This is a genomic window from Okibacterium sp. AC114 (genome assembly GCF_979253355.1).
The window spans coordinates 3,092,112-3,117,449 of sequence record NZ_CEEDBR010000001.1 but is presented as its reverse complement, the minus strand read 5'-3'; the positions used below and the strand labels follow the sequence as shown (position 1 = coordinate 3,117,449).

Below are 25,338 nucleotides of genomic sequence, written 5' to 3'. Positions count from 1 at the left end.
CATCAACCCATCTCGGCGACAGCGGCATTGAGCTGCAGCACGTTCACGGTCGGTTCGCCGAGGTAGCCGGCATCCCTTGCCTGAATCTTAGACTCGACCAGGGCACGCACGTCGTCGGCGCTCAGGCCGCGCTCGGTTGCGACCCGCTGCACCTGCAACAGCGCATATTCGGGGCTGATGTGCGGGTCGAGGCCGGATGACGAGGCCGTCAGCGCGTCGACCGGCACCTCACTGGCCGGCACACCGTTGAATTCGGCGACCTGTGCGCGACGCTCCTCGATGGCGGCGATCAGGTCGGCGTTCTCGGGGCCCAGGTTCGAGCCGGACGAGGACGCCGAGTCGTAGCCGTCGCCCGCGGCGCTCGGCCGGGGCTGGAACCACTCGGGCAGCGGGTTGCCGTCGGCGTCGCTGAACGACTGCCCGATGAGCGCCGAACCGACGGTCCGGCCGCCCACCTCTTCGAGCGATCCGTTGGCCTGGGCCGGCAGCACGCCCTGCCCGATGCCGAGGATCACGAGCGGGTAGGCGAGGCCCAGCACCACCGTGAAGACGAGCATCGCTTTCACCGCCACCCAATACTGTTTCGCTGCGTTCCGGGCCTGGCCCATGATTCCTTCTTCTTTCTCGGATGTTCTGTGACGGAATGTTCGTGTGTGTGTCGTCTGTGGCGAGCGCGGCCGGGTCAGAACCCGGGGATGAGGCTCACGATCAGGTCGATCAACTTGATGCCGATGAACGGGGCGATCACGCCGCCGAGGCCGTAGACCAGCAGGTTGCGCCCGAGGATGCTCGACGCACTCGCCGCGCGATACTTCACGCCTCTGAGCGCCAACGGGATCAGCGCGACGATCACGAGAGCGTTGAAGACGATGGCCGACAGGATGGCCGAGGCCGGCGAGCTGAGCTGCATGATGTTGAGCACCGCGAGGCCCGGGAAGACGCCCGCGAACATGGCCGGGATGATGGCGAAGTACTTGGCGATGTCGTTCGCGATGGAGAACGTGGTCAGCGCGCCGCGCGTGATGAGCAGCTGCTTGCCGATGCGCACCACGTCGATGAGCTTCGTCGGGTCGGAGTCGAGGTCGACCATGTTGCCGGCCTCCTTCGCCGCCGATGTGCCCGTGTTCATGGCCACACCCACGTCGGCCTGCGCGAGCGCGGGGGCGTCGTTGGTGCCGTCGCCCGTCATGGCGACGAGGTTGCCGCCCTCCTGCTCGCGGCGGATGAGTTCGAGCTTCTGTTCGGGCGTCGCCTCGGCGAGCACGTCGTCGACACCGGCTTCGGCACCGATGGCCTTGGCCGTGAGCGGGTTGTCGCCCGTCACCATGACGGTGCGAATTCCCATGGCGCGCAGTTCGGCGAACCGTTCCGCAATACCCTCCTTGACGACGTCCTTGAGGTGCACGACGCCGAGAATGCGTGTGTGGGATGCTGCGGCATCCGTCGGGGCCTCGCGCACGGCGACGACGAGCGGTGTGCCACCCGACTGCGAGATGCGGTTGATCTCCTTGTCGAGGCGCCCGGCCACGCCGGGGTTCACCTCGCCGGTTTCGCGCACCCAGGCGAGCACGGCCGAACCGGCACCCTTGCGGATCTGCTCGCCGGAGGGCAGGTCGACGCCCGACATGCGGGTCTGGGCGGTGAACGGCACGACGACGGTTCCCACCTCGAGTGCCGCGCCCTCCTCGCGCGATCCGAGCCCCTCGTTGCGGGCCAGGTCGACGATCGACTTGCCCTCGGGGGTCGGGTCGGCGTCGGAGGCGAGGGATGCGGCATCCGCCAGTTCGCCGAGCGTGACACCGCCGAGCGTCACGAACTCGGTCGCGCGCCGGTTGCCGTAGGTGATGGTGCCGGTCTTGTCGAGCAGCAGCGTGGTCACATCGCCCGCCGCCTCGACGGCACGGCCCGAGAGCGCCAGCACGTTGCGCTGCACGAGACGGTCCATCCCGGCGATGCCGATGGCCGACAGGAGCGCGCCGATGGTGGTCGGGATGAGGCAGACGAGCAGCGCGATCAGCACGGGCACGCTCACGGCCGCCCCCACATAGGACGCGATCGGGTTGAGCGTCAGCGCGACGATCACGAAAACGATCGACAGGCTGGCGAGCAAGATGTTGAGGGCGATCTCGTTGGGCGTCTTCTGCCGCGATGCGCCCTCGACGAGGCCGATCATGCGGTCGACGAAGGTCTCGCCGGGTTTCGACGTGATGCGCACGACGATGCGGTCGCTCAGGACGCGGGTTCCGCCCGTGACGGCGCTGCGGTCACCGCCCGATTCGCGCACGACGGGGGCCGATTCGCCCGTGATGGCCGATTCGTCGACCGAGGCGATGCCCCAGACGATGTCGCCGTCGCCCGGGATCGACTCCCCGGCGCGCACGATGACCGTGTCGCCGAGGGTGAGCTCGGCCGACGACACCTTCTCGGTGGGCGCGTGTTCGGCTGCGGCATCCGCGTCGGGGTCATAGCTGGTGACGCGTTCGGCCACGGTGTCGGTGCGGGTCTGGCGCAGGCTGTCGGCCTGGGCCTTACCGCGACCTTCGGCGACGGCCTCGGCCAGGTTGGCGAAGAGCACTGTGAGCCACAGCCACACGGCGATGGCCCACGTGAAGCCGCCGGGAACGCTCTGGCCGCCCGAGGTGCCGGCGCCGCCCACGAACGGTTCGGCGATCGCGATGAGCGTGGTCAGCGCCGCGCCCACCTCGACGATGAACATGACGGGGCTCTTCCACATGAGGCGCGGGTCGAGCTTGCGGAAGGCGCCGGGCAGGGCCTGGACGAGTTGCGCGGGCGAGATGGCGCCGACGCGGGGTGCCGGGGCTGCGCCATCCGGTGCCTTCTTCGCGCTGCGATTCGGGGCGCCGAGCTGACGGGCGTCGTGCGCGCCGTCGGCGGCCGGGGTGTTCTCGATCGTGTTCGAGCTGGACATGTTTATGACAACCCTTCCGCCAGGGGACCCAGCGCGAGTACGGGGAAATAGGTGAGTGCGGTGACAATGACCGTCACGCCGACGAGCATGCCGACGAAGAGCGGTCGGTGCGTGGGCAGCGTTCCGGCGGTCGAGGGCACCTTGTCCTGCGCCGCGAGCGAGCCGGCGAGCGCCAGCACGAGCACGATGGGGATGAATCGGCCGAGCAGCATGGCCACGCCCAGGGCCGTGTTGAACCAGGGCGTGTTGGCCGTCAGCCCGGCGAAGGCCGAACCGTTGTTGTTGGCGGCCGACGTGAAGGCGTAGAGCACCTCGGAGAGGCCGTGCAGGCCGGGGTTCCAGATCGACGTTCCCTCCACGTTGCCGCGCACCGCCGGGATGGCGAAGCTGAGCGCTGTTCCCGCCAGCACGAGCGTCGGGGTGACGAGGATGTAGAGGCTCGCGAGCTTGATCTCCTTGGGCCCGATCTTCTTGCCCAGCAGTTCGGGTGTGCGGCCAACCAGCAGGCCGGCCACGAAGACCGCGATCACGGCGAGGATGAGCATGCCGTAGAGGCCAGAACCCACGCCGCCGGGCGCCACCTCGCCGAGCATCATGTTGATCATGGGCATCATGCCGCCGACGCTCGTGTACGAGTCGTGCATCGAGTTGACGGCACCCGTCGACGTGAGCGTGGATGTCGAGCCGAACAGCGTCGACCCGATGATGCCGAATCGCATCTCCTTGCCCTCCATCGCCCCGCCGGCGAGTTGCGGCGCGGTGCCGGCTCCCCCGAGCTCGAGCAGCGTCAGGGCCGTGAACGACGCCAGGAAGATGGATGCCATGGCGGCGAGAATCGCGTAACCCTGCTTGTTGTTGCCCACCATGCTGCCGAAGGTGCGCGGCAGGCTGAACGGGATCACCAACATGAGGAACACCTGCACGAGGCTGGTCCACGCGGTCGGGTTCTCGAACGGATGCGACGAGTTCGCGTTGAAGAACCCACCACCGTTCGTGCCCAGCATCTTGATCGCCTCCTGTGAGGCAACCGGCCCGCCCGGGATCGACTGCGCGTTGCCCGCGAGCGTGTTCACGTCGGTGAACCCGTTCAGGTTTTGGATGACCCCGCCGGCGATGAGCACGACGGCGGCCACGGCGGCGAAGGGAAGCAGCAGCCGCAGGATGCCGCGGCTGAGGTCGACCCAGAAGTTGCCGATGGTGCCCGAGCGGCGACGGGCGAACCCACGCACGAGCGCGATGGCCACGGCGATGCCGACGGCGGCGGAGACGAAGTTCTGCACCGCGAGACCGGCCAGCTGCACGCTGTAGCCCATGGTCACATCGGGCGAATACGACTGCCAGTTCGTGTTCGTGACGAAGGAGACGGCCGTGTTGAACGACAGGTCTTCGGGGATCGCGGGGAACCCGAGCGAATACGGCAGGACCGCCTGGGCCCGCTGCAGCACGTAGACGAACAGCACGCCGACCGCTGAGAACGCGAGCACGCCACGCAGGTAGGCCTGCCACGTCTGCTCGGAGCGGGGGTTCACGCCGATCAGGCGGTAGAAGCCGCGCTCGACCCGCAGGTCGCGATCGGAGGTGTAGATGCGCGCCATGTATTCGCCGAGGGGCTTGTTCACGAGCACGAGTGCCGCAACGAGCGTGGCGACCTGCAGGATGCCGAACCAGGTGTCCATCAGAAGCGCTCCGGTTTCACGAGCGCCCACACGAGGTAGCCGACGGCTGCGACGGCCAACACGGCCGCGAGGATGTTGAAGACGATCACAGTCTCTCGACCCCCCGGGCGACCAGGGCGACGACCGCGAAAACTGCGATCACGCCGACGATATAGAGAACGTCGAGCACGGCAAGACTCCATCCAGGCTTCCTTCGCGCACCTCGCGGCACACGGGCACCCGTTCGGCGCCAGAGCCATCAGACACCCGCCCGCACCTCGCCTAAACGATCCTCACGTTTTCCTCACGCCCCCTCCCCCGCCCCTCACGAAACCAGAACGCTGAAGCCCGTTGCGCGCCCGTCACGCTGCCCCGTCCTGCCTCCTCCAGACCGTCTCGCCCTCTCGCCCCCGCGCCGGCGCCCGTGATACCCGTGCCGCGAGCGCCCCACCTTCTCGACGTCCGAATGCCCGCGCACCGCCCGAGCTCGCTTCACGCGATGTTCCACGTGAAACGTCCGGCCGGTCACCGCCAGGCCGCTCTCCCACGCGCACCGTGCGGACGCACAAGCGCCCGCCCTGCCTTCTCGGCAGAACGGGCGCTCTATATAAGGAGTCAGGCGGTATTACTCGCCGCGCCCCGTCTTCTTCTGCAGGCGATCGATGTGCTCGGATGCCTCGGCCTTCGTCATATCGGCCGACAACTCTTCGTCGGCTTCGCGGGCCAGCGTGTCGAGGTAGCTCTTCTGCGCCTCGGTGATCGGCTCGTCGCCCGTCACCCAGTCGCTCGGATCTTTGCTCGCGCTCGTGTCGGCGTCGGCTCCCCGACCGCCCAGGGTCTCACCACTGTTGTCTGTCATGCCCCCATGCTAAAACGCCCCACCGACATCCCCCAGGCCCTTGCGGAGCGCGCATTCCGCGGTACGAACATGCCGCGTGATGAACGGGCCGCGTGGTGAACGGGCCGCGTGGTGAATAGGCCGCGTGGTGAATGGGCCCCGTGGTGATGGGCCCCGTGGCGAATGACAGAAGGCCCGGCCGGTCTCCCGGTCGGGCCTTCTATTCACTGCGTACGATCTGTGCGCGAGGGGGGACTTGAACCCCCACGCCCTTTCGAGCACTGGCACCTGAAGCCAGCGCGTCTGCCAATTCCGCCACTCGCGCGATCGCGACACGCGAACGTGTCAACTCAGCGAGATTAGCACGTAGACTTCCTCCGCGCCATTTGGCGCAGGGGTCGCCCGGAGGCGGCTCGCAAATAGCCCCCGTCGGGCCGCGTTTCCGTTGCTCTGAACGCGTCTCTCAGTACATCCCACTAACATGTCCCTAGCCGTTTGAGCACGCTTTTATTGGATCGGGAGACCCGTGGGCATACTGGACAACTTCGAGAAAGGTCTCGAGCGCGCCGTCAATGGCGCCTTCGCAAAGACCTTCCGCTCGGGGCTGCAGCCCGTCGAGATCAGCTCCGCCCTCAAGCGCGAGCTCGACACCCGTGCCGCCGTCGTCACGCGCGAGCGCATCCTCGCACCCAACCGCTTTCGGGTGCGCATGGCGACGACCGACCTCACGCGCATGCAGGGCCTCGGCCCGGCTCTGATCGACGAACTCGTCGACGTCGTGCAGTCGCACGCGACCAAGCAGGGCTACCAGTTCGCGGGCGGCGTGCGCATCGACCTCGCGGCCGACGAAACACTGTCGTCGGGCATGGTCCAGGTCGATTCGCAGAATGTGAAGGGCCAGGTCAACTGGACGCCTGTCCTCGACGTCAACGGCAAGCGCTACCCGATCACGCAGAGCCGCACGGTCATCGGCCGCGGCAGCGACGCCGACATCACGATCGACGATTCGGGCACCAGCCGCAAGCACGTCGAGATCCTGTGGGACGGCACCAACGCCCAGGCACGTGACCTCGGCTCGACCAACGGTTCCGAACTCAACGGGCGCCCGTTCACGCAGGCCGCCCTCGAACCAGATTCGGCCATTCAGATCGGCCGCACGCGCATCATCTTCCGCATCCTGCCGCAGTCCGACGACGCAGGCCGCGCGAGCGCCGGCCGAGCCGACGATGTGACGCGCCTCAACGATGTGAACGACGGTTTCTGGGGGCCCGGCCGATGAGTGAACTGACTTTCCTGGTGCTGCGCATCGCCTTCCTGGTGTTGCTGTGGCTCTTCGTGTTCGGCGTGGTCTACGCGCTGCGCTCGGACATGTTCGGTCAGGGGACCCGCAAACCCACCGATGGCAAGGGTGCACGCGCGGCGGGTTCGCCCGCCGCTGCCGGCGCTGCCGGGGCTGGTGCTGGAGCCGGTTTGGCGGCCGCCAACGCCGCCGCCGCAACGGCCAGCAAGCCCAAACCCCGCCAACAGGCAGCTGCGCCGGTCGCGAGCGGCCGACGACATGAGGCCGCCACCATCCACAACACCACGCGGCTCGTCATCACGGCCGGGCCGAAAGAGGGGCTCGAGGTGCCCCTCGGGCGCGAGCCGCTCACGATCGGGCGGTCGAGCGACTCGACGCTCGTCATCCGCGACGACTACACCTCCTCACACCACGCCCGTCTCCTGCTCTGGAACGAAGACTGGATGGTGCAAGACCTCGACTCGACCAACGGCACCTATCTGGGCGGCAAGCGCATCGCCTCGCCCACGCAGATCACGCTCGGCACCCCGATCAAGGTCGGCGCGACGACATTCGAGCTGCGACGGTAAGCACAATGGCCTCAGGCAACAGCGCGGCGATCTCCCATGTGGGCAAGATCCGCTCGAACAACCAGGATTCCGGCTACGCCGGAAACCGGCTGTTCATGGTTGCCGACGGCATGGGCGGGCACGCGGGCGGCGACGTCGCCTCGGCCATAGCCCTCAAGCGCATCATCGAGGCGGATGTCCCCTACGAGACCGCCGCCGAAGCCGAACTCGCCCTGCAAGAGGCCATCACGGCGGCCAACGGTGAGCTGGCCGACACGGTCTTCGAGCATCCGGAGCTCACCGGCATGGGCACGACGGTCGACGCCATCGTCGTGGTCGGCGACGAGATCGCGCTCGCCCACATCGGCGATTCGCGCATCTACCTCTACCGCGACGGTGAGTTGTCGCAGATCACGGTCGACCACACGTTCGTGCAGCGGCTCGTCGACTCGGGCCGCATCACGGCCGAAGAAGCCATGGTGCATCCGCGCCGTTCGGTGCTCATGCGCGTGCTGGGCGACGTCGATTCCGCGCCCGAGATCGACACGCAGGTGCTTATGACGCATCCGGGCGATCGGTGGCTGATCTGCTCCGACGGCCTGTCGGGTGTCATCGACAACGACTCCATCAAAAAGGCCCTGGCCGAAGAGCTCCCGGCCCACCAGGTCGCGCAGAAACTCGTCAAAGACAGCCTCGACCACGGTGCGCCCGACAACGTCACCGTCGTGATCTACGACGTGGGCGCCGAGCCGACGCCGGCCGCGACATCCCCTGTCGTCGTGGGTTCCGCCGCGAAACCGCTCGCGTTCGAATCGCACGAACAGCGCCGCACGGGTTTGTTGCCCTCGCTGCGCCTGCACTCGGGCCGCGCCACGCCGTCCGGCCCCAGCCACTTCGAATCGGCCGCCGAAGACTACTACGACGAGTTGATCGAGGAAGATGCGCGCCGCGCCAAACGCCGGCGACTCACATGGCTGGTCGGCTCGATCGTCATCGCGCTCGCGATCATCCTCGCCGTTCTCCTGGCCTACGCCTGGACCCAGACCCGCTTCTACGTCGGGTCGGACACCAACACGGTCGTGATCTATCAGGGCATCCAGCAAGACGTCGGCCCCATCTCGTTGTCGCACCGGTATGAAGATACGGGTGTGCCCCTGTCGCTCCTGTCCACCTACGACCGCCAGCAGATCGAGGGCACCATCAGCGCCGAATCGCTGAAGGATGCCAAAGACATCGTCTCGAGGCTGCGCACCACGGCGGGGGGCACCGAATGAGCGCGGCAGACAACACACCGACGGTCGGCGTGAACCGCGCGTCGGGGCCCGTCGTCGACGTGCACAACCGCACGAACGAATTCCAGGCAGACACGGGCGTCATCCGCACCATGAAAAAGCTGCGGCTGCCCAAGAAGCTGCGCAACCGCGAGCTCGCCCTGCTCGTCTTCGCCTGCGTCATCAACCTCTCGGCCCTCGTGCTGGTGCAGTTGGGGGCCCTCGGCGCCGTCGAACCCGAGCTACTCATGCTGGGCGCGGGTCTCTGCGCGCTGGTGCTGGCCCTGCACGTGTGCCTGCGCTACGTCGCGCCCAACGCCGATCCGCTGCTGCTGCCCATCGCCACGGTGCTCAACGGCCTGGGCGTCGCCATGATCTACCGCCTCGACATCGCCGAGAAGTACTCGGGGTGGAGCGCCTTCTCCACACGCCAGATCGTGTGGAGCGCCATCGCGATCGTCGCCGCCATCGTCGTCATCCTGGTGGTGCGCAACCACCGCGTGCTGTTCCGCTACACCTACGTCTTCGGCCTGCTCGCGTTCCTCCTGCTGCTGTTGCCGCTCATCCCGGGCATCGGGCGCGAGGTCAACGGCGCGCGCGTCTGGGTCGGCATCGGAGGCGTCCTCAGCTTCCAGCCCGGCGAGATCGCCAAGATCGCCCTCGCCATCTTCTTTGCCGGCTACCTCGTGCGCACACGCGAGAGCCTGGCCATGGTGGGCAAGAAGTTCCTCGGCATGCGCTTCCCCCGCCTGCGCGACCTCGGCCCCATCCTCGTGGTCTGGGCGCTGTCCATGGCCATCATCGTCTTCCAGCGCGACCTCGGAACGGCCCTCCTCTACTTCGGTCTCTTCACGGTCATGCTCTACATCTCGACCGCGCGCCTCAGCTGGGTGCTCATCGGCCTCACGCTGTTCCTCGGCGGCGCGGCCATCGCCAGTCAGTCGCTCACCTACGTCAACGGCCGGTTCAACAACTGGTTAGATGCCTTCAGCCAGCAGGCCTACGACGCGCAGGGTGGCAGTTTCCAGCTGTTGCAGGGCATCTTCGGGCTCGCCCACGGCGGTCTGCTCGGCACGGGCCTCGGACAGGGTCGCCCCCAGATCACGCCTCTCGCCGAGAGCGACTACATCATTGCCAGCCTGGGCGAAGAGCTCGGCCTCGCGGGCGTTTTCGCCATCCTCGCCCTCTATCTGCTGCTCGTGTCGCGCGGCATCGCCATCGGCTTCTCGAGCCAGGATGACTTCGGCAAGCTGCTCGCCGTCGGACTCTCGTTCACGGTGGCCCTGCAGGTCTTCATCATGGTCGGAGGCGTCACGCGCGTCATCCCCCTCACGGGTCTGACGACACCCTTCCTGGCCGCCGGCGGATCATCGCTGGTGGCGAACTGGATCATCGTGGCGCTGCTCATGCGCCTCAGCGACAGCGTCAAACGAAACCAGGGGGTGTCGGCATGAACCGCGAACTCCGGCGCCTGAGCGTCGTCGTCCTGGCCATGTTCCTGGCCCTGTTCGGCAGCACGACGGTCATCCAGGTCATCCAGGCAGAGGCCCTCGCCAAGGATGCCCGCAACACGCGTGCCCTCTACGACTCCTACGACGTCGAGCGCGGCGCCATCCTCGCGAGTGACGGCACCGTGGTGGCGCAATCGGTGCCGACGGGCGACGAGTTCATGTACCAGCGGCAGTACCCGCAGGCCGACCTCTATTCGGCCGTCACGGGCTACTACAACCCCACGCAGGGGTCCACGGGCATCGAGCGCTCGATGAACGAATACCTGTCGGGCACCAGCAACACGCAGTTCTTCGACACGCTCAACCGCATCGTCGCCGGCCAGGCGCCCCGCGGCGCGGCCGTCGAACTCACGATCGACCCCGTCGTGCAGCAGGCAGCCTCCGATGCCCTCGGCGATCGCCGCGGAGCCGTCGTCGCCATGAACCCCACGACGGGCAAGATCCTCGCCATGGTGACGAGCCCCGACTACGATCCCAACTCGCTCGCGTCGCACGACTCGAAACAGGTTCTCGAGCAATACCGGGCGCTCAACGCCGACCCGCTGCAGCCGCTCATCAACCGCGCCATCCAGGGCAACATGAACCCGCCCGGGTCGACCTTCAAGCTGGTCGTCGTGTCGGCCGCGCTGTCCACGGGCGATTACACGCCCGACACCGAGCTGCCCAACCCGGTCTCCTACACGCTGCCCGGCACCTCCACCGAGGTCTTCAATTTCACGCGCGGCGCGTGCGGCCCGGGTGAGACGGTGACGATCGCCGAGGCCCTGCGCCAGAGCTGCAACGTGCCCATGGCCGAGCTCGGCATCAAGCTGGGCGACGACGTCATCCGAGCCGAGGCCGAGAAGTTCGGCTTCAACAGCGGCTTCGACATCCCGACCACCGTCGAGGGCAGTGTCTACCCCGACGACCTCAACGCACCGCAGACCGGGCTGTCGGCCTTCGGCCAATCCGATGTGCGCGCCACGCCCATGCAGATGGCCATGGTCTCGGCCGGCATCGCCAACGGCGGCGACGTCATGAATCCGAGCCTCGTCGACCGCGTCGTCGGCCGAAACTTCGAGGCCCTGCAAACGTTCGAACCCAGCGTCAAATCAACCGCGATCTCAGAGGATGTGGCCAAGCAGATGACCCAGATGATGATCGCCAACGTCGATACCGGCCAGGCCAACAATGCAAGAATAGAGGGGGTCGACGTGGCCGGTAAGACCGGAACCGCGCAGAACGGTGATGACGATCCGTACACGCTGTGGTTCACCGGTTTCGCGCCGGCTGCGAATCCCGAGGTCGCTGTGGCGGTCGTGGTGGAGAACGATGGAAACCTCGGGCGGCACAGCTCGGGCAACATCGTGGCTTCTCCGATCGCCAAGAAAGTCATGGAGGCGGTGCTGAACAAATGAGACCCACAGCAGGGCTCACCTTCGGTGGGCGATACGAGCTGGAGTCCCGGATCGCCATCGGCGGCATGGGAGAGGTATGGCAGGCCACCGACCAGGTGATCGGCCGCACCGTCGCGATCAAGATCTTGAAAGACGAATACCTGGGTGACCCGGGCTTCCTCGAGCGTTTCCGCGCCGAGGCCCGACACGCGGCGCTCGTCAACCACGAGGGCATCGCCAACGTCTTCGACTACGGCGAAGAAGACGGCAGCGCCTTCCTCGTCATGGAACTCGTCCCGGGCGAAGCCCTGTCGAGCCTGCTCGAGCGCGAAAACGTGCTGCCGGCCGACAAGGTGCTCGACATCGTGGCCCAGACGGCCGCGGCCCTGCAGGCTGCGCACGCCGCGGGTCTCGTTCACCGCGACATCAAACCGGGCAACCTGCTCATCACGCCCGACGGCCGCGTCAAGATCACCGACTTCGGCATCGCACGCATCGCCGACCAGGTTCCGCTCACCGCGACCGGCCAGGTCATGGGCACGGTGCAATACCTGTCACCCGAGCAGGCTTCGGGGCACCCCGCATCCCCGACAACCGACATCTACTCGCTCGGCATCGTGGCCTACGAGTCTCTCGCCGGCCGCCGCCCCTTCACGGGCGAGTCGCAGGTGGCCATAGCCATGGCGCAGATCAACGAGATGCCGCCCGACCTGCCCGTCACCGTCTCCGAACCGGTTCGCCGCTTCGTGATGTCGATGATCGCCAAGAAGCCGGCCGATCGTCCCTCCACGGCCGCCAACGTCGCGCGTGCGGCTCAGGCCCTGCGTCGCGGAGATATCACGGCGGCCACCATCGCCGTGCCCGCCATCGCCGGTGCGGCCGCGGGCTCCGATGCGGCCACCACGCTGCTGGCCGCCGGTGGTGCCGACGACGCGACACAGTTGCTCACGGCATCCGAGCCGCCCGTCACCACGGCACCCACGCCCATCGACCCCGAGAAGAAGAAGCGCAGCCCGTGGACGTGGCCGCTCATCGCCCTCGTCGGTCTGCTCGTCATCGTGCTCGTGCTGTCGCTGATCGCCCTGATGAACCAGAACAACGCGTCCACCGACCCCAGCACCACTCCGGCGCCCTCGGTGACCGAATCGCAGCCCGCCGAGACGCCGACGCCCTCCTCGACGCCCACCCCGTCGCTCATCGCGGTCGACCAGGCCGAGTTCGTGGGCATGACGTACGACGAGGCCGCCGCGCGCCTGCAAGAACTGGGCCTCGCCTCCAAGCGCGCCGTCGGAAGCTCTGCCTCGACCGCTGACGACGTCGGAAAGGTCTACTCGATCGAACCCGAGGGCAACCTGCCGCGCGGCTCGGTCGTCACGGTCACGGTCTACGGCGATATCGCGCAGATCCCCACGCCCACGACCAGCCCCACCATTTCGGGATGCTCGGGCGCCGCCTGCACGGTCGAGCCCGGGTCGACCGTCACGGTCACGTGGCCCACCTTCACGGGATGCCCGGCCGGCCAGGAGCTCACGGGCTACCGCCTGACCACCTCCGGCGGCGTCGTGCAGAACGCGCCCGGCGGAGCGGTCAAGTCGAACAGCGCGCAGGTGCTCATCAACGATGCCCCCGGAGCCTTCACGGCCTCCTACTCGGCATTCTGCAACGAGGGCGAGAGCTCGCAGTCCCCGTCGGCCAACGCCACGATCGCCGCGGCGTCGCAACCGACACCCACGCCGACTAATTGACCTAGTATCAAAAGCTAAGACGACCACGATCCTCTCCCCACGGGGAGGCCGGATCGTCGAAGAGAAGGAGTACCTGCGTGGCTGACGATCAACGCGTCCTCGCCGGACGCTATCTCGTCGGCGACCTCATCGGTCACGGGGGCATGGCCGAGGTGTTCCGGGGCACAGACACGCGCCTGGGGCGCACGGTCGCGATCAAGATCTTGCGCTCCGAGCTCGCCACCGACCCCGCCTTCCGCACCCGTTTTCGCCAAGAGGCGCAGGCCGCGTCGCGCATGGCACACCCCACCATCGTGCGGGTCTACGACGCGGGCGAAGAGACGACCACGGCCGACGACGGCCGCACGGTGCGCGAGCCCTTCATCGTCATGGAATATGTCGAGGGGCGCACGCTCAAGGCGATGATCTCCGAGGGCCCCATCGAGCAGTCCGAGGCCGTGCGCATCTCCGAGGGCATCCTCACCGCGCTCGAATACTCGCACCGCGCGGGCGTCGTGCACCGCGACATCAAACCCGGCAACATCATGATCACGCCCGATGGTCGCGTCAAGGTCATGGATTTCGGCATCGCGCGCGCCGTCTCAGACTCGTCGACCACGGTCGCGCAGACCACCGCGATCCTCGGCACGGCCGCCTACTTCTCGCCCGAGCAGGCGAAGGGCGAGACGGTCGACGCACGCACCGACCTCTACTCAACGGGCGTCGTGCTGTTCGAGATGCTCACGGGCCGCGCACCGTTCCGCGGTGACACGGCCGTCGCGGTCGCCTACCAGCACGTCAGCGAAACCCCCGTGAAGCCGTCCTCGGTCAACCCGCAGGTGTCGCCGGCGCTCGACGTCGTCGTGCTGCGCGCCCTGCACAAGGGCCGCAACGACCGCTACCAGACAGCCGCCGAGTTCAGGGATGACCTCGTGCTCGCGGGTTCGGGCAAGGTCCCGCTCTACCGCCGCCAGGAGGACGCCAGCACGGCGCTCTTCGGCACGGCCGTCCCCACGTCCACCAGCACCGAGCAGGCGCTCCGCCAGCTCACCACCGACACCACGGTCACGCGCACCCAGCGCCGACCCCCGGTCGTCTGGATCTGGGCCGGCATCGCCGCCGTGGCCGTCATGCTCGTCGCGGTCATGATCTGGGTGCTCACGCTGCCCACCGGTTCCACGCTCCCCACCGACACCCGCACCATGCCCAACGTGGTCAACGTGGCCGAACAAGACGCGCTCGACACGCTGAACGGGCTCGATCTCGTTCCCGTCGTGCAGCGCGAGGCAAGCGATACCGTCGACCCGGGCATCGTCATCCGCACCGACCCGGCGGCGGGCCTCAAGGTTCCGCGCGAGCAGAACGTGCGCGTCACGGTTTCCTCGGGCCCCGAACAGGCTGTGGTGCCTGAGGTCACAGGCCAGGGCACGGATGCCGCGGTGCAGGCCCTCCAGGCCGCCGGTCTCGTCGCGGGTTCCCAGAATAAAGAGAACTCTCCCACGGTGCCCGCCGACACGGTCATGCGCTCCGACCCCGCGGCCGGCACACCCGTCGGCAAGGGCAGCACGGTCAACCTGATCGTGTCATCCGGCCTCGTGACCATTTCGGATGTCCGCGGCCAAATCTTGTCGGTCGCCACCGAGATGATGTCCGACCCGGCCGTCGGCCTCACGGTCGCGCCCAAGCCCGACCCCTCGTGCCCTGCGCAGGCGAACAGCCCCGTCACGAACCAGTCACTGGCTCCCGGAGATGTGCCCCAGGGTTCGACCATCGAACTCAGCTACTGCTCGGGTGGCGCGCCCTCGACGCCCTCGGCACCGGCGCCCGACGAGGGCTAGCGACGCCGGCTATCGACGCCCTAAAGCTGAACGAGCGGGCTGAGTCCTCGCGCCGTCACGGCGGCCTCGGGCAGACCGGATGCCGCGAGCCAGTTGCCCAGCATCTGATACCCGCCCTGCGTCAGCACGCTCTCGGGGTGGAACTGTACCCCGTAGATGGGTGCGCTCTCGTGTTGCACGCCCATGATGACGCCGCCCTGTGTGCGGCTGGTCACGGCCAGCTCGGCGGGCGTCGTGCCGTCGACGACGGCCAGTGAGTGGTAGCGCGTGGCAGTGAACGGCTGCGGAACGCCGTTGTAGATCACGCTGTCGTCGTGCTCGACGAGCGACGTCTTGCCGTGCATGAGCTCTTCGGCCACCGTCACGGTGGCGCCGAACGCTTCGGCAATGGCCTGGTGGCCGAGGCACACGCCGAAGAGGGGTGTGCCCGCTTCGAGAGCGGCGTGGACCATGGGGATGGAGACGCCGGCATCCGACGGTTTGCCGGGGCCGGGCGACACCAGAACGGCGTCGTATTCAGAGAGTTTGGCGGAAGAATCGCCGGCTGCGAACGCGTCGTTGCGCAACACCTCTGTCTCGGCGCCCAGCTGCTGCAGATAGCCGTTGAGCGTGTAGACGAAGCTGTCGTAGTTATCGATGACGAGTACTCGGGTCATGCGGTCAACCTCCTACGGTGACATCCGTCGCGTTGGTGAGCTCTTGAACCCAGGGGAAGACCCACGTGACGAGGCTATACAACACGATAGCGACGATCACGAGCACGATCAGCAGCCGGATCCACCAAGGCCCGGGCAGGATGCGCCAGAACGCTCCGTACATGTGTTGTCCTCTTCTTACTGGTTCTTACTCGATGAGTGTGGGGGCTACTTCTGCGCCGCGAGTTCGGCGGGCGGGCCGGCGTCCGTCGGCCGCCACGAGTCGAAGACACCGTAGGCGACGATGCGCTCGGCCGTCGAGAGCTTGGGGTTGCAGCTCGTGAGCGTGATGAACGAATCGGTCATCTCGGTCACCTCGGTCTGCGGCACCGGGTTCAAGACGTCGACGGCCTTGGGCGTGACGTACTCGAGCGTGCGGAACTTGTAGGTGTACCAGCCATCCTTCGTCTGCACGATGATGGAGTCGCCCACCTGCAGCTCGGCGATCTGGTTAAGGGGCTTGCCGTAGGTGTTGCGGTGGCCGGCCAACGCGAAGTTGCCGTTCTCTCCGAGCACCTGCGTGTCGGGGTAATGCCCGATGCCGATCTTGTCGAGCGTGCGGGCCTTGCTCACGCCGCCAGCGATGTTCTGGTGATACTCCGAACCGAAACGTGGAACCTGCAACACCGCGAACGTCTCGCCATCGACAGGTTCGGGAGAAACGGGAGGTGCCCCGAAATCGGTCTCGTCGGACCTCGGCAGGTCACCCAGGTCGCCGGTCCAGCTCTCGCTCAACTGCGCAGCGGCGCTGTCCTGCTCCGCACGCACCACGATGTCGTTCCACCACAGCTGCCACACCAGATACAGCATGACGAGCAGCCCGGCGGTGAAGAGGAGCTCGCCGAGCACGCCGAGGAACGTCACCTTGGGCGGCCGCTTGGCCGTCTTGCGGGTGCGACGCTCGCGGCGGGTCACAGGTGTGCCGTGGGCAGTGGTCATGGTGGCGATTCTACCGAGCGCACGCGACGCAAACCCTGCGAGTGCCGTGGGAGCGTCGGTGGCGGGCAGCAGAAGCGTGTCCCGACCAGCACCGTTCACTCAGCGAAGGGGTCGCTCCTCCCGCTACAATGGGCGGCATGGCACGCACCAAGCAGAACACCAAGCCCCTGGCATCCGACACCGAGCGATCGGGCGAGCAGGCTCCGAACCCCGTGTGGTTCAAGCCGGTCATGTTCGGCTTCATGCTCGTGGGCCTCGCGTGGATCATCGTCTTCTACGTCAGCCAGGGCGTTCTGCCCATCCCGGCGCTGGCGTCGTGGAACATCGCGGTGGGCTTCGGCATCGCATTCATCGGCTTCCTCATGACCACCCGCTGGCGCTAGCGAGCCAAGCCACACACGCTTTCGCGCTGCCGAACTTCAGCCGCCGCATCCTGACACCGGGGTGCGGCGGCTTTTTCGTGCCATCGGCGCGGCGTGGGAGTCCCCCGAGCCCATACCGCAATTACACGCGTGTAATTATCCCCAGTGTTAATAAACCTGTGGATAACTTTGTGGCGGTCTACACGAAGACGAACGTCAGGCTCACGGCAACCAACACGACGGCCACGGCGATGAGCAGCGCGATCTGCGTGTTCTTCTGATTGCGTCGACGTGTCTCGAACAGGATGAGGCCGATGATCGCGCCGACGACGAGCCCACCGAGGTGAGCCTGCCACGAGATTCCGAAGCCGGGAACGAAGCCGATCACGAGGTTGATGCCCACCAGAACGAGCAGTCCGGTCATATCGCCGCCGAGCCGCCGCTGGATCACGAGGAACGCGCCCATCAAGCCGAAGATTGCGCCCGATGCACCGACCACGCCCTGGAACGGGTTCGCGAGGAACATGACGGCCAGCGACCCGCCGAACGCGGACATCAGATAGAGCGCCAGGTAGCGGACCCGCCCGAGCATGGGCTCGAGGATGCGGCCGAAGAGGAACAGCGTGTAGAGGTTGAGCGCCAGGTGCAGGAAGTTGCCGTGCACGAACGCGGCGGTCAGCATGCGCCACGGTTCGAAGGCGACCCCCGTGCCGGGCATCGAGTAGGCGCCCGCATACGACAGCGCGTTCGTGACCAGGTTGCCCGTCACCAACTGCAACACATAGACCACGGCGCAGATCGCGATGATGGCATAGGTGACGACAGGTGCCTCGGAAGACGCGGTGAGGATGGTGGGGCGCACCTGTCGCGGCGCCGATCGCCGCTGCTCGGCCATGCACTCGGGGCACACCACGCCCACGGCGGCCGGCGTCTGACATTCGCCGCAGATGGTGCGACCGCAACGCTGGCACAGCACGAAGCTCTGACGATCGGGATGCCGGTAGCAGAAGTTGTCGCGGTCGGGTTGGGCCTGGCTCATGCGAACCTTCAGCTCCTCGAGGTTGGGGCGGATCGACGACGTGCGGTAAGAAAAACGGCCCCGGTGCCGAACCCGACCGCCCGAAGGAGGAAGGAGTCGGCGCCGAGGCCGCGGAAGCGCTGGACGCGCCGGCCGGGGCTTACGCCTCGGTGACGGTGACGTTCTGGATGACGATGTCGTCGAGCGGACGGTCGCGTGCGTCGGTGGGGACGGCGGCGAGCTTGTCGACGATCTTGCGGCTGGCATCGTCGGCGACCTGGCCGAAGATGGTGTGCTTGCCCTGCAGCCACGTGGTCGGGCCGACGGTGATGAAGAACTGCGAGCCGTTGGTGCCCTTGCCGCCGATGGTGCCGGCGTTGGCCATGGCCAGGATGTAGGGCTCGGTGAAGCCGAGCTCAGGGTGGATCTCGTCGTCGAACTGGAAGCCGGGGCCGCCCGTTCCGGTGCCGAGCGGGTCGCCGCCCTGAATCATGAAGCCGGGGATGATGCGGTGGAAGATCACACCGTCATAGAGGGGGCGCTTGGTGGGCTGACCGGAGGTGGGGTCCACCCACTCGATGTCGCCCGTTGCAAGCCCGGTGAAGTTCTTCACGGTCTTCGGTGCGTGGTTGCCGAACAGGTTGACGACGATGTCGCCATAGTTGGTGTGGAGCGTTGCGACAGCGGTGTGCGATGACATGTTCCTAATTCTTACACATGCCCACCTGCGCAACCCATGTGCCCCTCCGAGCATTCAATGGCAAGATGGGGGCATTCGTCCGCACGAAATCGATGATCGATGGAGGTCAGCAGTGAGTCTGTCACGCAAGCGCAAGAAGGAGCTGAAACGGCTCAAGAACCACGCCAACGATCTGTGGCAGTCGCAGCAGGAAATCCTTGACCACGCCAACGCCGTCGCGCGAGAAGCAGGCCGTCAACTGGGAAATTACAGCCGCGAGCAGGTCGCTCCCGTGGTCCGCGGTGCCTACGACCAGCGTCTCGCCCCGGTCGTCGACCGCGGCGTCAAGGTCACGCACAAGGTGGCCGACGAGGCCAACCGTGCATTCAACAAGAACGTTCTCCCCGCTGTAGGAACGGCGCTCGGCGCAGTCCTCAGCGTCGGCGACATCGCTAAGGACACCCGTGTTCGCTCAGCGCTGAACCGTCTGCAGGGCAAGCCTCCCGTCAAGAAGGGTCCCGGTGCGGGCACGGTCATCGCGATCGGTGTCGGTGTCGTCGCCGCTGCCGGCGTGGCCTACGCCGTCTGGCAGACTTTCCGCGCCGACGACGAGCTCTGGGTCGCCGAAGAAGAGCCGGTTCTGCCGAACCTGTAAGACGCTGACCGGCCGCTCCACCAGATCGCGGCCGTCACACCGAAGAAGGGCGCATCCTCATCGAGGGTGCGCCCTTCTTCGTATTCTCGCTGCGCCGAGGTCAGGGTGTCTCGTCGAGCATGCGCATGGCGACATCCACGAGCCCTACGCGCTTGAGCGTCGGCAGCGCCGAGAGCGGGTGCCAGGCGGCATAGTCGGTCGAGCCATCCTCTTCGAACGTGAGGTCGCCACCGGTCACGTGCGCTCGGTAGAGGATGCGGATGGCGTGCAACGGGCCCTCCGCCGCCGGGTCGAGCCGACGCGTCGCGGGCACGACATAGGAGTCGATGCCGATGAGACCGTCGAGTTCGGCTTCATAACCCGTCTCTTCGAAGATCTCACGAACCGCAGCATCCGAGGGATCTTCACCGGGGTCGATGCCTCCACCGGGGAGCGTCCAGCCGTCGTGCCCACGCTCGTTCCAGTGGGCGAGCAGGATGTTGTCGCCCTCGATGATCACACCGTATGCCGCAACCCGAATGTCCATGCGCACAGCCTACGCGGGCATCCCGAGGTCAGACGCGGGGATACCTCACTCGCCGGAGCTACTGCCCCTGCGCCCGCAGCATGTCCTCGAACGACATCTCGAGCGCGAACGGGTCGGCCTGAGGCGTGCGCGGAGACGAGCCGAGCACGGCGTCGGCCAGCTCGCCTGCGGCGCGCGCGATGCGGGAGGGCAGGTCGGCCACCGTGTCGGCACCGTCACCCCAGTCGGAGCTGGCCGCGAACACACCGGTGCTCACGGGCGCCGCGTGCAAGTAGGTGAACAGCGGGCGGATGGCATAGTCGATCGCGAGCGAGTGGCGCGACGTGCCGCCGGTCGCCCCCAACAACACGGGCGTGCCGACGATCGCCTCGCGGTCGAGGATGTCGATGAACGACTTGAACAGACCGCTGTAGCTCGTGCTGAAGATGGGCGTCACCGCGACGATGCCATCGGCCGCCGACAGGGCGTCGAGCGCCTCACGCAATTCGGCCGACGGAAAGCCCGTCAACAGGTTCTTGGTCACATCGAGCGCGTGGTCCCGGAGCTCGATCACACGAACGGATGCCTCGACTCCGCTCTCGGCCAGACGTGACACCGTGGCATCCGCGAGTCGGTCGGCCAGCAGGCGCGTGGACGATGGGTTGCTCAGCCCGGCGCTCAGCACGACGATCTTCTTCTCGGTCATGACGGCCCTCCTTAGGCCACGACGCGCTGGGCGTCGCTAGAACGTGAGTCAGTGTCAGTCGATGCCGCAGCGTCGCTCTGTGCGCCTGCAGCGCCCGCGGCGTCCGCATCGGCTTCGGCGTTGTTCGAGGCTTCAGCGGCCGCGAGCTCGGTGTCGCGAGCAAGGACGAGCGCCTCGTGCGTCGGACCCTCGGGAACGTGGGCGGGGCGCAACTTGGCGAACTCGGCTCGCAGCACGGGCACGACTTCCTCGCCCAGCAGGTCGAGCTGTTCCATGACGATCTTCTCGGGCAGGCCGGCGTGGTCCATGAGGAACAGTTGGCGCTGGTAGTCGCCGAAGTATTCGCGGAACTCGAGCGTGCGGTCGATGACCTGCTGCGGGCTGCCGACGGTCAGCGGCGTCTGTTCGGTGAAGTCCTCGAGCGACGGGCCGTGTCCGTAGACGGGCGCGTTGTCGAAGTAGGGGCGGAATTCGCGCACGGCGTCTTGCGAGTTCTTGCGCATGAACACCTGGCCGCCGAGGCCCACGATCGCCTGGTCGGCGCGGCCGTGGCCGTAGTGCTCGAAGCGCTGACGGTAGAGCTGGATCAGGCGCATGTAGTGCTCCTTGGGCCAGAAGATGTTGTTGGCGAAGAATCCGTCGCCGTAGTAGGCCGCCTGCTCGGCGATCTCGGGGCTGCGGATGCTGCCGTGCCACACGAACGGCGGCACGTCGTCGAGCGGACGGGGCGTCGAGGTGAAGCCCTGCAGGGGCGTGCGGAAGTGCCCCTCCCAGTCGACCACGTCTTCGCGCCACAGGCGGTGCAACAGCGCATAGTTCTCGATGGCCAGGGGGATGCCTTGGCGGATGTCTTTGCCGAACCACGGGTAGACGGGCCCCGTGTTGCCGCGGCCCATGATGAGGTCCACGCGGCCACCGGCGATGTGCTGCAGCATCGCGTAGTCTTCGGCGATCTTCACGGGGTCATTGGTGGTGATGAGCGTCGTCGAGGTGGACAGGATGATGCGGTCGGTCTTCGCCGCGATGTAGCCGAGCATGGTGGTCGGCGAGGAGGGCACGAACGGCGGGTTGTGGTGCTCACCGGTCGCGAACACGTCGAGGCCCACCTCTTCGACCTTTTGCGCGATGCGCAGGGTCGACTGGATGCGCTCACCCTCGGTCGGTGTGTACCCGGTCGTGGGATCGGTGGTGACGTCGCCCACCGTGAAGATGCCGAACTGCATGCTCATCGCCTCTTTCCATGTCTATGCATTTGCATACAAACACTCCAACGCCCGCCACGCAAATCTATTCCCGCCCCTCGCGGCGGCGCAGCAAATTTCCCGGTAGAGGGACCGCTCGAAGCGTCGCACCCAGATCGTCACGTTAAGCGACGAAACCCGCCGGGTGGGGACCGGCGGGTTCAGAAATATGTACGCCCGCCGGACGGGGGCCGGCGGGCCATAGGCACGTGGAGACGAGGGGAATCGAACCCCTAACCCCCTGCTTGCAAAGCAGGTGCTCTGCCAATTGAGCTACGTCCCCGTTGGGGATTGTTGTGATTGGTGAGAATCAGTGACGTTCCCCGAGTGGGGCTACCAGGACTTGAACCTGGGACCTCTTCGTTATCAGCGAAGCGCTCTAACCGCCTGAGCTATAGCCCCGTCTGGGCAGGTTAGACATTACCGGATTTCCGTGGGATTCGTAAATCGGCGCTGCGCCTGGCCCGTTTGTGGTCAGTTGTTGGTGAATCCGACCAGTAGACCGCCCGTGATCTTGACGCTCAAGTTGTAGAGAGCGGCCGTGATCGCGCCGAGAGCGGTGATGACGACGAGGTTCAGGATGGCGAGCACGACGGCGAAGCCCATGACCTGTCCGAGGCCGAAGAGGTCGGTGAGGGTCATGCCTTCACCGGCGACGGTTTCGTAGAGCTTGTCGATCTCGCCGAACAGACCTGTGCGGTCGAGCACCGTGTACACCAGGAAGAAGAACACGATGGTGATGACGGCGAGGGCCACGGCGACGAGGAAGGACAGCTTCACGGCCGACCAGAAGTCGATGTAGACCAGCTTCAGTCGCACCTGCTTGGTGCTGGGTCGCTTGGTCGATTTCTTGGCCAGCTTCTCGGCAACAGTACTCATGTGGTTATTCTTCCTTCTCCGCCTCGGCGACCGGCTCGATCTCGGCTGCGGGAACATCTGCTTCCGCTACTTCGAGATTCCGGTCGCTGTTCTTCGCGAGGGCGATGATTCTGTCTTCTTCGGCGAACCGAGCGAAGACAACCCCCATGGTGTCGCGGCCTTTCGCCGGAACTTCGGCCACGGCAGACCTTACCACCTTGCCTCCGGCGAGAACCACGAGCACCTCGTCGTCCTCCTGGACTATCAGGGCACCCGCAAGTTCTCCGCGGTCTTCACTCAGTTTGGCGACCTTGATGCCGATTCCGCCTCGGTTTTGCAGGCGGTACTGGTCGACCGAGGTGCGTTTGGCGTAGCCGCCTTCGGTCACGACGAACACGTATCCTTCGTCACTGACGACGGATGCCGAGAGCAGCTCGTCATCCCCGCGGAAGTTCATTCCGATCACACCCGACGTCGACCGGCCCATGGGGCGCAGTGTCTCGTCGGACGCCGTGAAGCGGATGGACATGCCCTGGCGCGATACGAGAAGCATGTCGGAGTCTTCTTCGACGAGCAGCGCACCGACGAGTTCGTCACCTTCGCGCAGGTTGATGGCGATGATGCCACCCGAGCGGTTGGTGTCGTATTCGGTGAGAGCGGTCTTCTTGACGAGGCCGTTGCGCGTGGCGAGCACGAGGTACTTGGCGGTCTCATAGTCGCGGATGTCGAGGATCTCGGCGATCTCTTCGTCGGGCTGCATGGCGAGCAGGTTGGCGACGTGCTGGCCCTTGGCGTCGCGGCCGGCCTCCTGCACCTCGTACGCCTTGGCGCGGTAGACGCGGCCCTTGTTGGTGAAGAACAGCAGCCAGTGGTGCGTGGTGGTGACGAAGAAGTGGTCGACCACGTCATCCGCTCGCAACTGGGCGCCCTTGACGCCCTTGCCGCCGCGGTGCTGCTGGCGGTAGTTGTCGCTGCGCGTGCGCTTGATGTAGCCACCGCGCGTGACGGAGATGACCATCTCTTCTTCGGGGATGAGGTCTTCGACGCTCATGTCGCCGTCGTAGCCGAACATGATCTCGGTGCGGCGGTCGTCGCCGAAACGGTCGACGATCTCGGTGAGCTCTTCTGAGACGATTTCACGCTGGCGCTCGGGGCTGGCGAGGATGGCCTTGAACTCGGTGATCTGGCGTTCGATCTCGTCGTGCTGGTCGATGATCTTCTGGCGCTCGAGGGCCGCGAGGCGTCGCAGCTGCATCTCGAGGATGGCGTTGGCCTGCAGTTCGTCGACCTCGAGCAGGTCGATCAGGCCCTTGCGTGCGTCGTCGACGGTGGGCGAGCGGCGGATGAGCGCGATCACGTCGTCGAGGGCGTCCAGCGCCTTCAGGTATCCGCGCAGGATGTGGGCGCGGGCCTCGGCCTCGCGCAGGCGGTAGGTGGTGCGGCGGACGATGACTTCGATCTGGTGGGCGACCCACGCGGTGATGAAGCCGTCGAGCGCGAGGGTGCGCGGCACACCGTCGACGATGGCGAGCATGTTGGCGCCGAAGTTCTCTTGCAGCTGGGTGTGCTTGTAGAGGTTGTTGAGCACGACCTTGGCGACGGCATCCCGCTTGAGCACGATGACGAGGCGCTGGCCCGTGCGACCCGAGGTTTCGTCACGGATGTCGGCGATGCCACCGATCTTGCCGTCTTTCACCATGTCGGCGATCTTGATCGCGAGGTTGTCGGGGTTGACCTGGTAGGGCAGCTCGGTGACGACGAGGCAGGTGCGACCCTGGATCTCTTCGACGCTGACGACGGCGCGCATGGTGATCGAGCCGCGGCCCGTGCGATAAGCGTCGTGGATGCCTTTCACGCCGAGAATCTGCGCGCCGGTCGGGAAGTCGGGGCCCTTGACGCGCTGCATGAGCGCCTCGAGCAGCTCTTCGCGGGGGGCTTCGGGGTTGGCCAGGTGCCACAGGGCACCCTCGGAGACCTCGCGCAGGTTGTGCGGCGGGATGTTGGTGGCCATGCCGACCGCGATGCCGACCGAACCGTTGACGAGCAGGTTCGGGAACCGAGAGGGCAGCACGGAGGGCTCTTGTGTGCGGCCGTCGTAGTTGTCCTGGAAGTCGACGGTCTCTTCGTCGATGTCGCGCACCATCTCGAGGGCGAGCGGCGCCATCTTGGTTTCGGTGTATCGCGGGGCGGCGGCGCCGTCGTTGCCGGGCGAGCCGAAGTTGCCCTGGCCGAGCGCGAGCGGGTAGCGCAGGCTCCACGGCTGAACGAGGCGCACGAGCGCGTCGTAGATGGCGGAGTCGCCGTGCGGGTGGAACTGGCCCATGACGTCGCCGACGACACGCGCGCACTTGGAGAAGGCCTTGTCGGGGCGGTATCCGCCGTCGAACATGGCGTAGATGACGCGACGGTGCACGGGCTTCAGACCGTCTCGCACCTCGGGCAGCGCGCGACCCACGATGACGCTCATGGCGTAGTCGAGGTAGGAGCGCTGCATCTCGAGCTGCAGGTCGACCTGGTCGATGCGGCCGTGCTGGTTGAAGCGCAGCGTTTCGGCGGCCTCGGCCGCGGCGTCGTCGGCTTCGCGGGTGGAGGCCTGCTCGTCGGCGTCGCCGGTCGTGGGGGTTTCGTCAGCCATGTCTTCTTTTCTCGTTCGCTTCGTCTAGCTCAGTACGCGGTCGTCGTCATCGTGC

At 66.6% G+C, this 25,338-nt stretch carries 24 protein-coding genes and 3 tRNA genes; 9 read left to right on the top strand and 18 right to left on the bottom strand.

The features are described from left to right. Nucleotides 1-2: 2 nt before the first annotated feature. The 6 genes from kdpC to ACZ6IE_RS14450 all read right to left on the bottom strand — a co-directional run bounded on the left by kdpC (nt 3) and on the right by ACZ6IE_RS14450 (nt 5,747). Nucleotides 3-608 carry a potassium-transporting ATPase subunit KdpC gene (kdpC, locus tag ACZ6IE_RS14475; protein ID WP_464608523.1) on the bottom strand — a complete coding sequence of 202 codons (606 nt, stop codon included), beginning with the start codon at nt 606-608 and terminating at the stop codon, nt 3-5. A gap of 74 nt (nt 609-682) precedes the next feature. Further along, the gene (gene kdpB, locus ACZ6IE_RS14470; RefSeq protein WP_464608522.1) at nt 683-2,929 is read right to left on the bottom strand and encodes a potassium-transporting ATPase subunit KdpB; all 2,247 of its coding nucleotides are present in this window, start codon (nt 2,927-2,929) and stop codon (nt 683-685) included. 2 nt (nt 2,930-2,931) lie between these two features. Beyond that, entirely contained in the window at nt 2,932-4,605 is a 1,674-nt protein-coding gene (kdpA, locus tag ACZ6IE_RS14465; protein ID WP_464608521.1) for a potassium-transporting ATPase subunit KdpA, read from the bottom strand. Further along, entirely contained in the window at nt 4,605-4,694 is a 90-nt protein-coding gene (gene kdpF / locus ACZ6IE_RS14460) for a K(+)-transporting ATPase subunit F (protein WP_464608520.1), read from the bottom strand. Before kdpF ends, kdpA begins: the two co-directional genes overlap by 1 nt. A gap of 515 nt (nt 4,695-5,209) precedes the next feature. Continuing rightward, nucleotides 5,210-5,443: a DUF3072 domain-containing protein gene (locus ACZ6IE_RS14455; RefSeq protein ID WP_077054599.1), complete on the bottom strand. Its 234-nt coding sequence runs from the start codon at nt 5,441-5,443 to the stop codon at nt 5,210-5,212. Between the two features lie 220 nt (nt 5,444-5,663). Beyond that, a tRNA-Leu gene (locus ACZ6IE_RS14450) sits at nt 5,664-5,747 on the bottom strand. 201 nt (nt 5,748-5,948) lie between these two features. Between ACZ6IE_RS14450 and ACZ6IE_RS14445 the strand changes: the two genes are divergently transcribed. From ACZ6IE_RS14445 to pknB, 7 genes are all read left to right on the top strand, one after another. Next, nucleotides 5,949-6,701 carry an FhaA domain-containing protein gene (locus ACZ6IE_RS14445; RefSeq protein ID WP_464608519.1) on the top strand — a complete coding sequence of 251 codons (753 nt, stop codon included), beginning with the start codon at nt 5,949-5,951 and terminating at the stop codon, nt 6,699-6,701. Beyond that, nucleotides 6,698-7,291, top strand: a complete 594-nt coding sequence (locus ACZ6IE_RS14440) for an FHA domain-containing protein FhaB/FipA (protein ID WP_464608518.1) — start codon at nt 6,698-6,700, stop codon at nt 7,289-7,291. The genes ACZ6IE_RS14445 and ACZ6IE_RS14440 overlap by 4 nt, the downstream gene beginning before the upstream one ends. 5 nt (nt 7,292-7,296) lie before the next feature. Next, nucleotides 7,297-8,544 (top strand): Stp1/IreP family PP2C-type Ser/Thr phosphatase, encoded by a 1,248-nt coding sequence (locus ACZ6IE_RS14435; protein WP_464608517.1) that lies wholly within the window; start codon nt 7,297-7,299, stop codon nt 8,542-8,544. A 110-nt stretch (nt 8,545-8,654) separates the two neighbouring features. Continuing rightward, the gene (locus tag ACZ6IE_RS14430) at nt 8,655-9,995 is read left to right on the top strand and encodes an FtsW/RodA/SpoVE family cell cycle protein (protein ID WP_464608651.1); all 1,341 of its coding nucleotides are present in this window, start codon (nt 8,655-8,657) and stop codon (nt 9,993-9,995) included. Continuing rightward, entirely contained in the window at nt 9,992-11,449 is a 1,458-nt protein-coding gene (locus ACZ6IE_RS14425; RefSeq protein ID WP_464608516.1) for a peptidoglycan D,D-transpeptidase FtsI family protein, read from the top strand. The genes ACZ6IE_RS14430 and ACZ6IE_RS14425 overlap by 4 nt, the downstream gene beginning before the upstream one ends. Further along, nucleotides 11,446-13,173 carry a serine/threonine protein kinase gene (locus tag ACZ6IE_RS14420; protein ID WP_464608515.1) on the top strand — a complete coding sequence of 576 codons (1,728 nt, stop codon included), beginning with the start codon at nt 11,446-11,448 and terminating at the stop codon, nt 13,171-13,173. Before ACZ6IE_RS14425 ends, ACZ6IE_RS14420 begins: the two co-directional genes overlap by 4 nt. A gap of 77 nt (nt 13,174-13,250) precedes the next feature. Continuing rightward, the gene (pknB, locus tag ACZ6IE_RS14415; protein WP_464608514.1) at nt 13,251-14,990 is read left to right on the top strand and encodes a Stk1 family PASTA domain-containing Ser/Thr kinase; all 1,740 of its coding nucleotides are present in this window, start codon (nt 13,251-13,253) and stop codon (nt 14,988-14,990) included. A gap of 20 nt (nt 14,991-15,010) precedes the next feature. Here pknB and ACZ6IE_RS14410 read toward each other — a convergent pair whose 3' ends face one another. From ACZ6IE_RS14410 to ACZ6IE_RS14400, 3 genes are read right to left on the bottom strand one after another with little or no spacing between them, the layout of a single operon-like run. Next, a complete protein-coding gene (locus ACZ6IE_RS14410; protein ID WP_464608513.1) occupies nt 15,011-15,646 on the bottom strand; it encodes an anthranilate synthase component II in 636 nt (211 codons plus the stop codon). A gap of 4 nt (nt 15,647-15,650) precedes the next feature. Then, nucleotides 15,651-15,809 carry a hypothetical protein gene (locus ACZ6IE_RS14405; protein WP_179100253.1) on the bottom strand — a complete coding sequence of 53 codons (159 nt, stop codon included), beginning with the start codon at nt 15,807-15,809 and terminating at the stop codon, nt 15,651-15,653. A gap of 44 nt (nt 15,810-15,853) precedes the next feature. Continuing rightward, nucleotides 15,854-16,624 carry a class E sortase gene (locus tag ACZ6IE_RS14400; protein ID WP_077054607.1) on the bottom strand — a complete coding sequence of 257 codons (771 nt, stop codon included), beginning with the start codon at nt 16,622-16,624 and terminating at the stop codon, nt 15,854-15,856. 137 nt (nt 16,625-16,761) lie between these two features. Between ACZ6IE_RS14400 and ACZ6IE_RS14395 the strand changes: the two genes are divergently transcribed. Beyond that, nucleotides 16,762-17,007 (top strand): cell division protein CrgA, encoded by a 246-nt coding sequence (locus ACZ6IE_RS14395; RefSeq protein ID WP_077055528.1) that lies wholly within the window; start codon nt 16,762-16,764, stop codon nt 17,005-17,007. 178 nt (nt 17,008-17,185) lie between these two features. Here the strand turns inward: ACZ6IE_RS14395 and ACZ6IE_RS14390 are convergent, their stop codons facing one another. Further along, the gene (locus ACZ6IE_RS14390) at nt 17,186-18,025 is read right to left on the bottom strand and encodes a rhomboid family intramembrane serine protease (protein ID WP_464608512.1); all 840 of its coding nucleotides are present in this window, start codon (nt 18,023-18,025) and stop codon (nt 17,186-17,188) included. Between the two features lie 139 nt (nt 18,026-18,164). Continuing rightward, nucleotides 18,165-18,704 carry a peptidylprolyl isomerase gene (locus ACZ6IE_RS14385; protein WP_077054609.1) on the bottom strand — a complete coding sequence of 180 codons (540 nt, stop codon included), beginning with the start codon at nt 18,702-18,704 and terminating at the stop codon, nt 18,165-18,167. 112 nt (nt 18,705-18,816) lie between these two features. On the opposite strand from ACZ6IE_RS14385, the gene ACZ6IE_RS14380 reads away from it, so the two are divergent. Then, complete coding sequence (locus ACZ6IE_RS14380; RefSeq protein WP_077054610.1) at nt 18,817-19,338, top strand: hypothetical protein; 522 nt, start codon at nt 18,817-18,819, stop codon at nt 19,336-19,338. A gap of 100 nt (nt 19,339-19,438) precedes the next feature. On the opposite strand, the gene ACZ6IE_RS14375 is transcribed toward ACZ6IE_RS14380, so the two are convergent. From ACZ6IE_RS14375 to gyrA, 7 genes are all read right to left on the bottom strand, one after another. After that, a complete protein-coding gene (locus ACZ6IE_RS14375; RefSeq protein WP_464608511.1) occupies nt 19,439-19,864 on the bottom strand; it encodes an NUDIX hydrolase in 426 nt (141 codons plus the stop codon). 58 nt (nt 19,865-19,922) lie between these two features. Further along, nucleotides 19,923-20,549: an FMN reductase gene (locus ACZ6IE_RS14370; protein ID WP_464608510.1), complete on the bottom strand. Its 627-nt coding sequence runs from the start codon at nt 20,547-20,549 to the stop codon at nt 19,923-19,925. Between the two features lie 11 nt (nt 20,550-20,560). Further along, nucleotides 20,561-21,772 (bottom strand): LLM class flavin-dependent oxidoreductase, encoded by a 1,212-nt coding sequence (locus ACZ6IE_RS14365; RefSeq protein ID WP_464608650.1) that lies wholly within the window; start codon nt 21,770-21,772, stop codon nt 20,561-20,563. 228 nt (nt 21,773-22,000) lie between these two features. Further along, nucleotides 22,001-22,073: transfer RNA gene (locus ACZ6IE_RS14360), tRNA-Ala, on the bottom strand. Nucleotides 22,074-22,118: 45 nt separating this feature from the next. Continuing rightward, nucleotides 22,119-22,192: transfer RNA gene (locus tag ACZ6IE_RS14355), tRNA-Ile, on the bottom strand. Between the two features lie 72 nt (nt 22,193-22,264). After that, nucleotides 22,265-22,669, bottom strand: a complete 405-nt coding sequence (locus ACZ6IE_RS14350) for a DUF3566 domain-containing protein (RefSeq protein WP_077054613.1) — start codon at nt 22,667-22,669, stop codon at nt 22,265-22,267. A gap of 4 nt (nt 22,670-22,673) precedes the next feature. Further along, nucleotides 22,674-25,283 (bottom strand): DNA gyrase subunit A, encoded by a 2,610-nt coding sequence (gyrA, locus tag ACZ6IE_RS14345; protein ID WP_464608509.1) that lies wholly within the window; start codon nt 25,281-25,283, stop codon nt 22,674-22,676. Between the last annotated feature and the right edge of the window lie 55 nt (nt 25,284-25,338).

Bases quoted from the DNA above. Each gene is read 5' to 3' on its own strand.
- kdpC (WP_464608523.1), bottom strand. From the start codon at position 608: ATGGGCCAGGCCCGGAACGCAGCGAAACAGTATTGGGTGGCGGTGAAA.
- kdpB (WP_464608522.1), bottom strand. From the start codon at position 2,929: ATGTCCAGCTCGAACACGATCGAGAACACCCCGGCCGCCGACGGCGCG.
- kdpA (WP_464608521.1), bottom strand. From the start codon at position 4,605: ATGGACACCTGGTTCGGCATCCTGCAGGTCGCCACGCTCGTTGCGGCA.
- ACZ6IE_RS14455 (WP_077054599.1), bottom strand. From the start codon at position 5,443: ATGACAGACAACAGTGGTGAGACCCTGGGCGGTCGGGGAGCCGACGCC.
- ACZ6IE_RS14440 (WP_464608518.1), top strand. From the start codon at position 6,698: ATGAGTGAACTGACTTTCCTGGTGCTGCGCATCGCCTTCCTGGTGTTG.
- ACZ6IE_RS14435 (WP_464608517.1), top strand. From the start codon at position 7,297: ATGGCCTCAGGCAACAGCGCGGCGATCTCCCATGTGGGCAAGATCCGC.
- ACZ6IE_RS14430 (WP_464608651.1), top strand. From the start codon at position 8,655: ATGAAAAAGCTGCGGCTGCCCAAGAAGCTGCGCAACCGCGAGCTCGCC.
- ACZ6IE_RS14425 (WP_464608516.1), top strand. From the start codon at position 9,992: ATGAACCGCGAACTCCGGCGCCTGAGCGTCGTCGTCCTGGCCATGTTC.
- ACZ6IE_RS14420 (WP_464608515.1), top strand. From the start codon at position 11,446: ATGAGACCCACAGCAGGGCTCACCTTCGGTGGGCGATACGAGCTGGAG.
- ACZ6IE_RS14410 (WP_464608513.1), bottom strand. From the start codon at position 15,646: ATGACCCGAGTACTCGTCATCGATAACTACGACAGCTTCGTCTACACG.
- ACZ6IE_RS14405 (WP_179100253.1), bottom strand. From the start codon at position 15,809: ATGTACGGAGCGTTCTGGCGCATCCTGCCCGGGCCTTGGTGGATCCGG.
- ACZ6IE_RS14400 (WP_077054607.1), bottom strand. From the start codon at position 16,624: ATGACCACTGCCCACGGCACACCTGTGACCCGCCGCGAGCGTCGCACC.
- ACZ6IE_RS14395 (WP_077055528.1), top strand. From the start codon at position 16,762: ATGGCACGCACCAAGCAGAACACCAAGCCCCTGGCATCCGACACCGAG.
- ACZ6IE_RS14390 (WP_464608512.1), bottom strand. From the start codon at position 18,025: ATGAGCCAGGCCCAACCCGACCGCGACAACTTCTGCTACCGGCATCCC.
- ACZ6IE_RS14385 (WP_077054609.1), bottom strand. From the start codon at position 18,704: ATGTCATCGCACACCGCTGTCGCAACGCTCCACACCAACTATGGCGAC.
- ACZ6IE_RS14375 (WP_464608511.1), bottom strand. From the start codon at position 19,864: ATGGACATTCGGGTTGCGGCATACGGTGTGATCATCGAGGGCGACAAC.
- ACZ6IE_RS14370 (WP_464608510.1), bottom strand. From the start codon at position 20,549: ATGACCGAGAAGAAGATCGTCGTGCTGAGCGCCGGGCTGAGCAACCCA.
- ACZ6IE_RS14365 (WP_464608650.1), bottom strand. From the start codon at position 21,772: ATGCAGTTCGGCATCTTCACGGTGGGCGACGTCACCACCGATCCCACG.
- ACZ6IE_RS14350 (WP_077054613.1), bottom strand. From the start codon at position 22,669: ATGAGTACTGTTGCCGAGAAGCTGGCCAAGAAATCGACCAAGCGACCC.
- gyrA (WP_464608509.1), bottom strand. From the start codon at position 25,283: ATGGCTGACGAAACCCCCACGACCGGCGACGCCGACGAGCAGGCCTCC.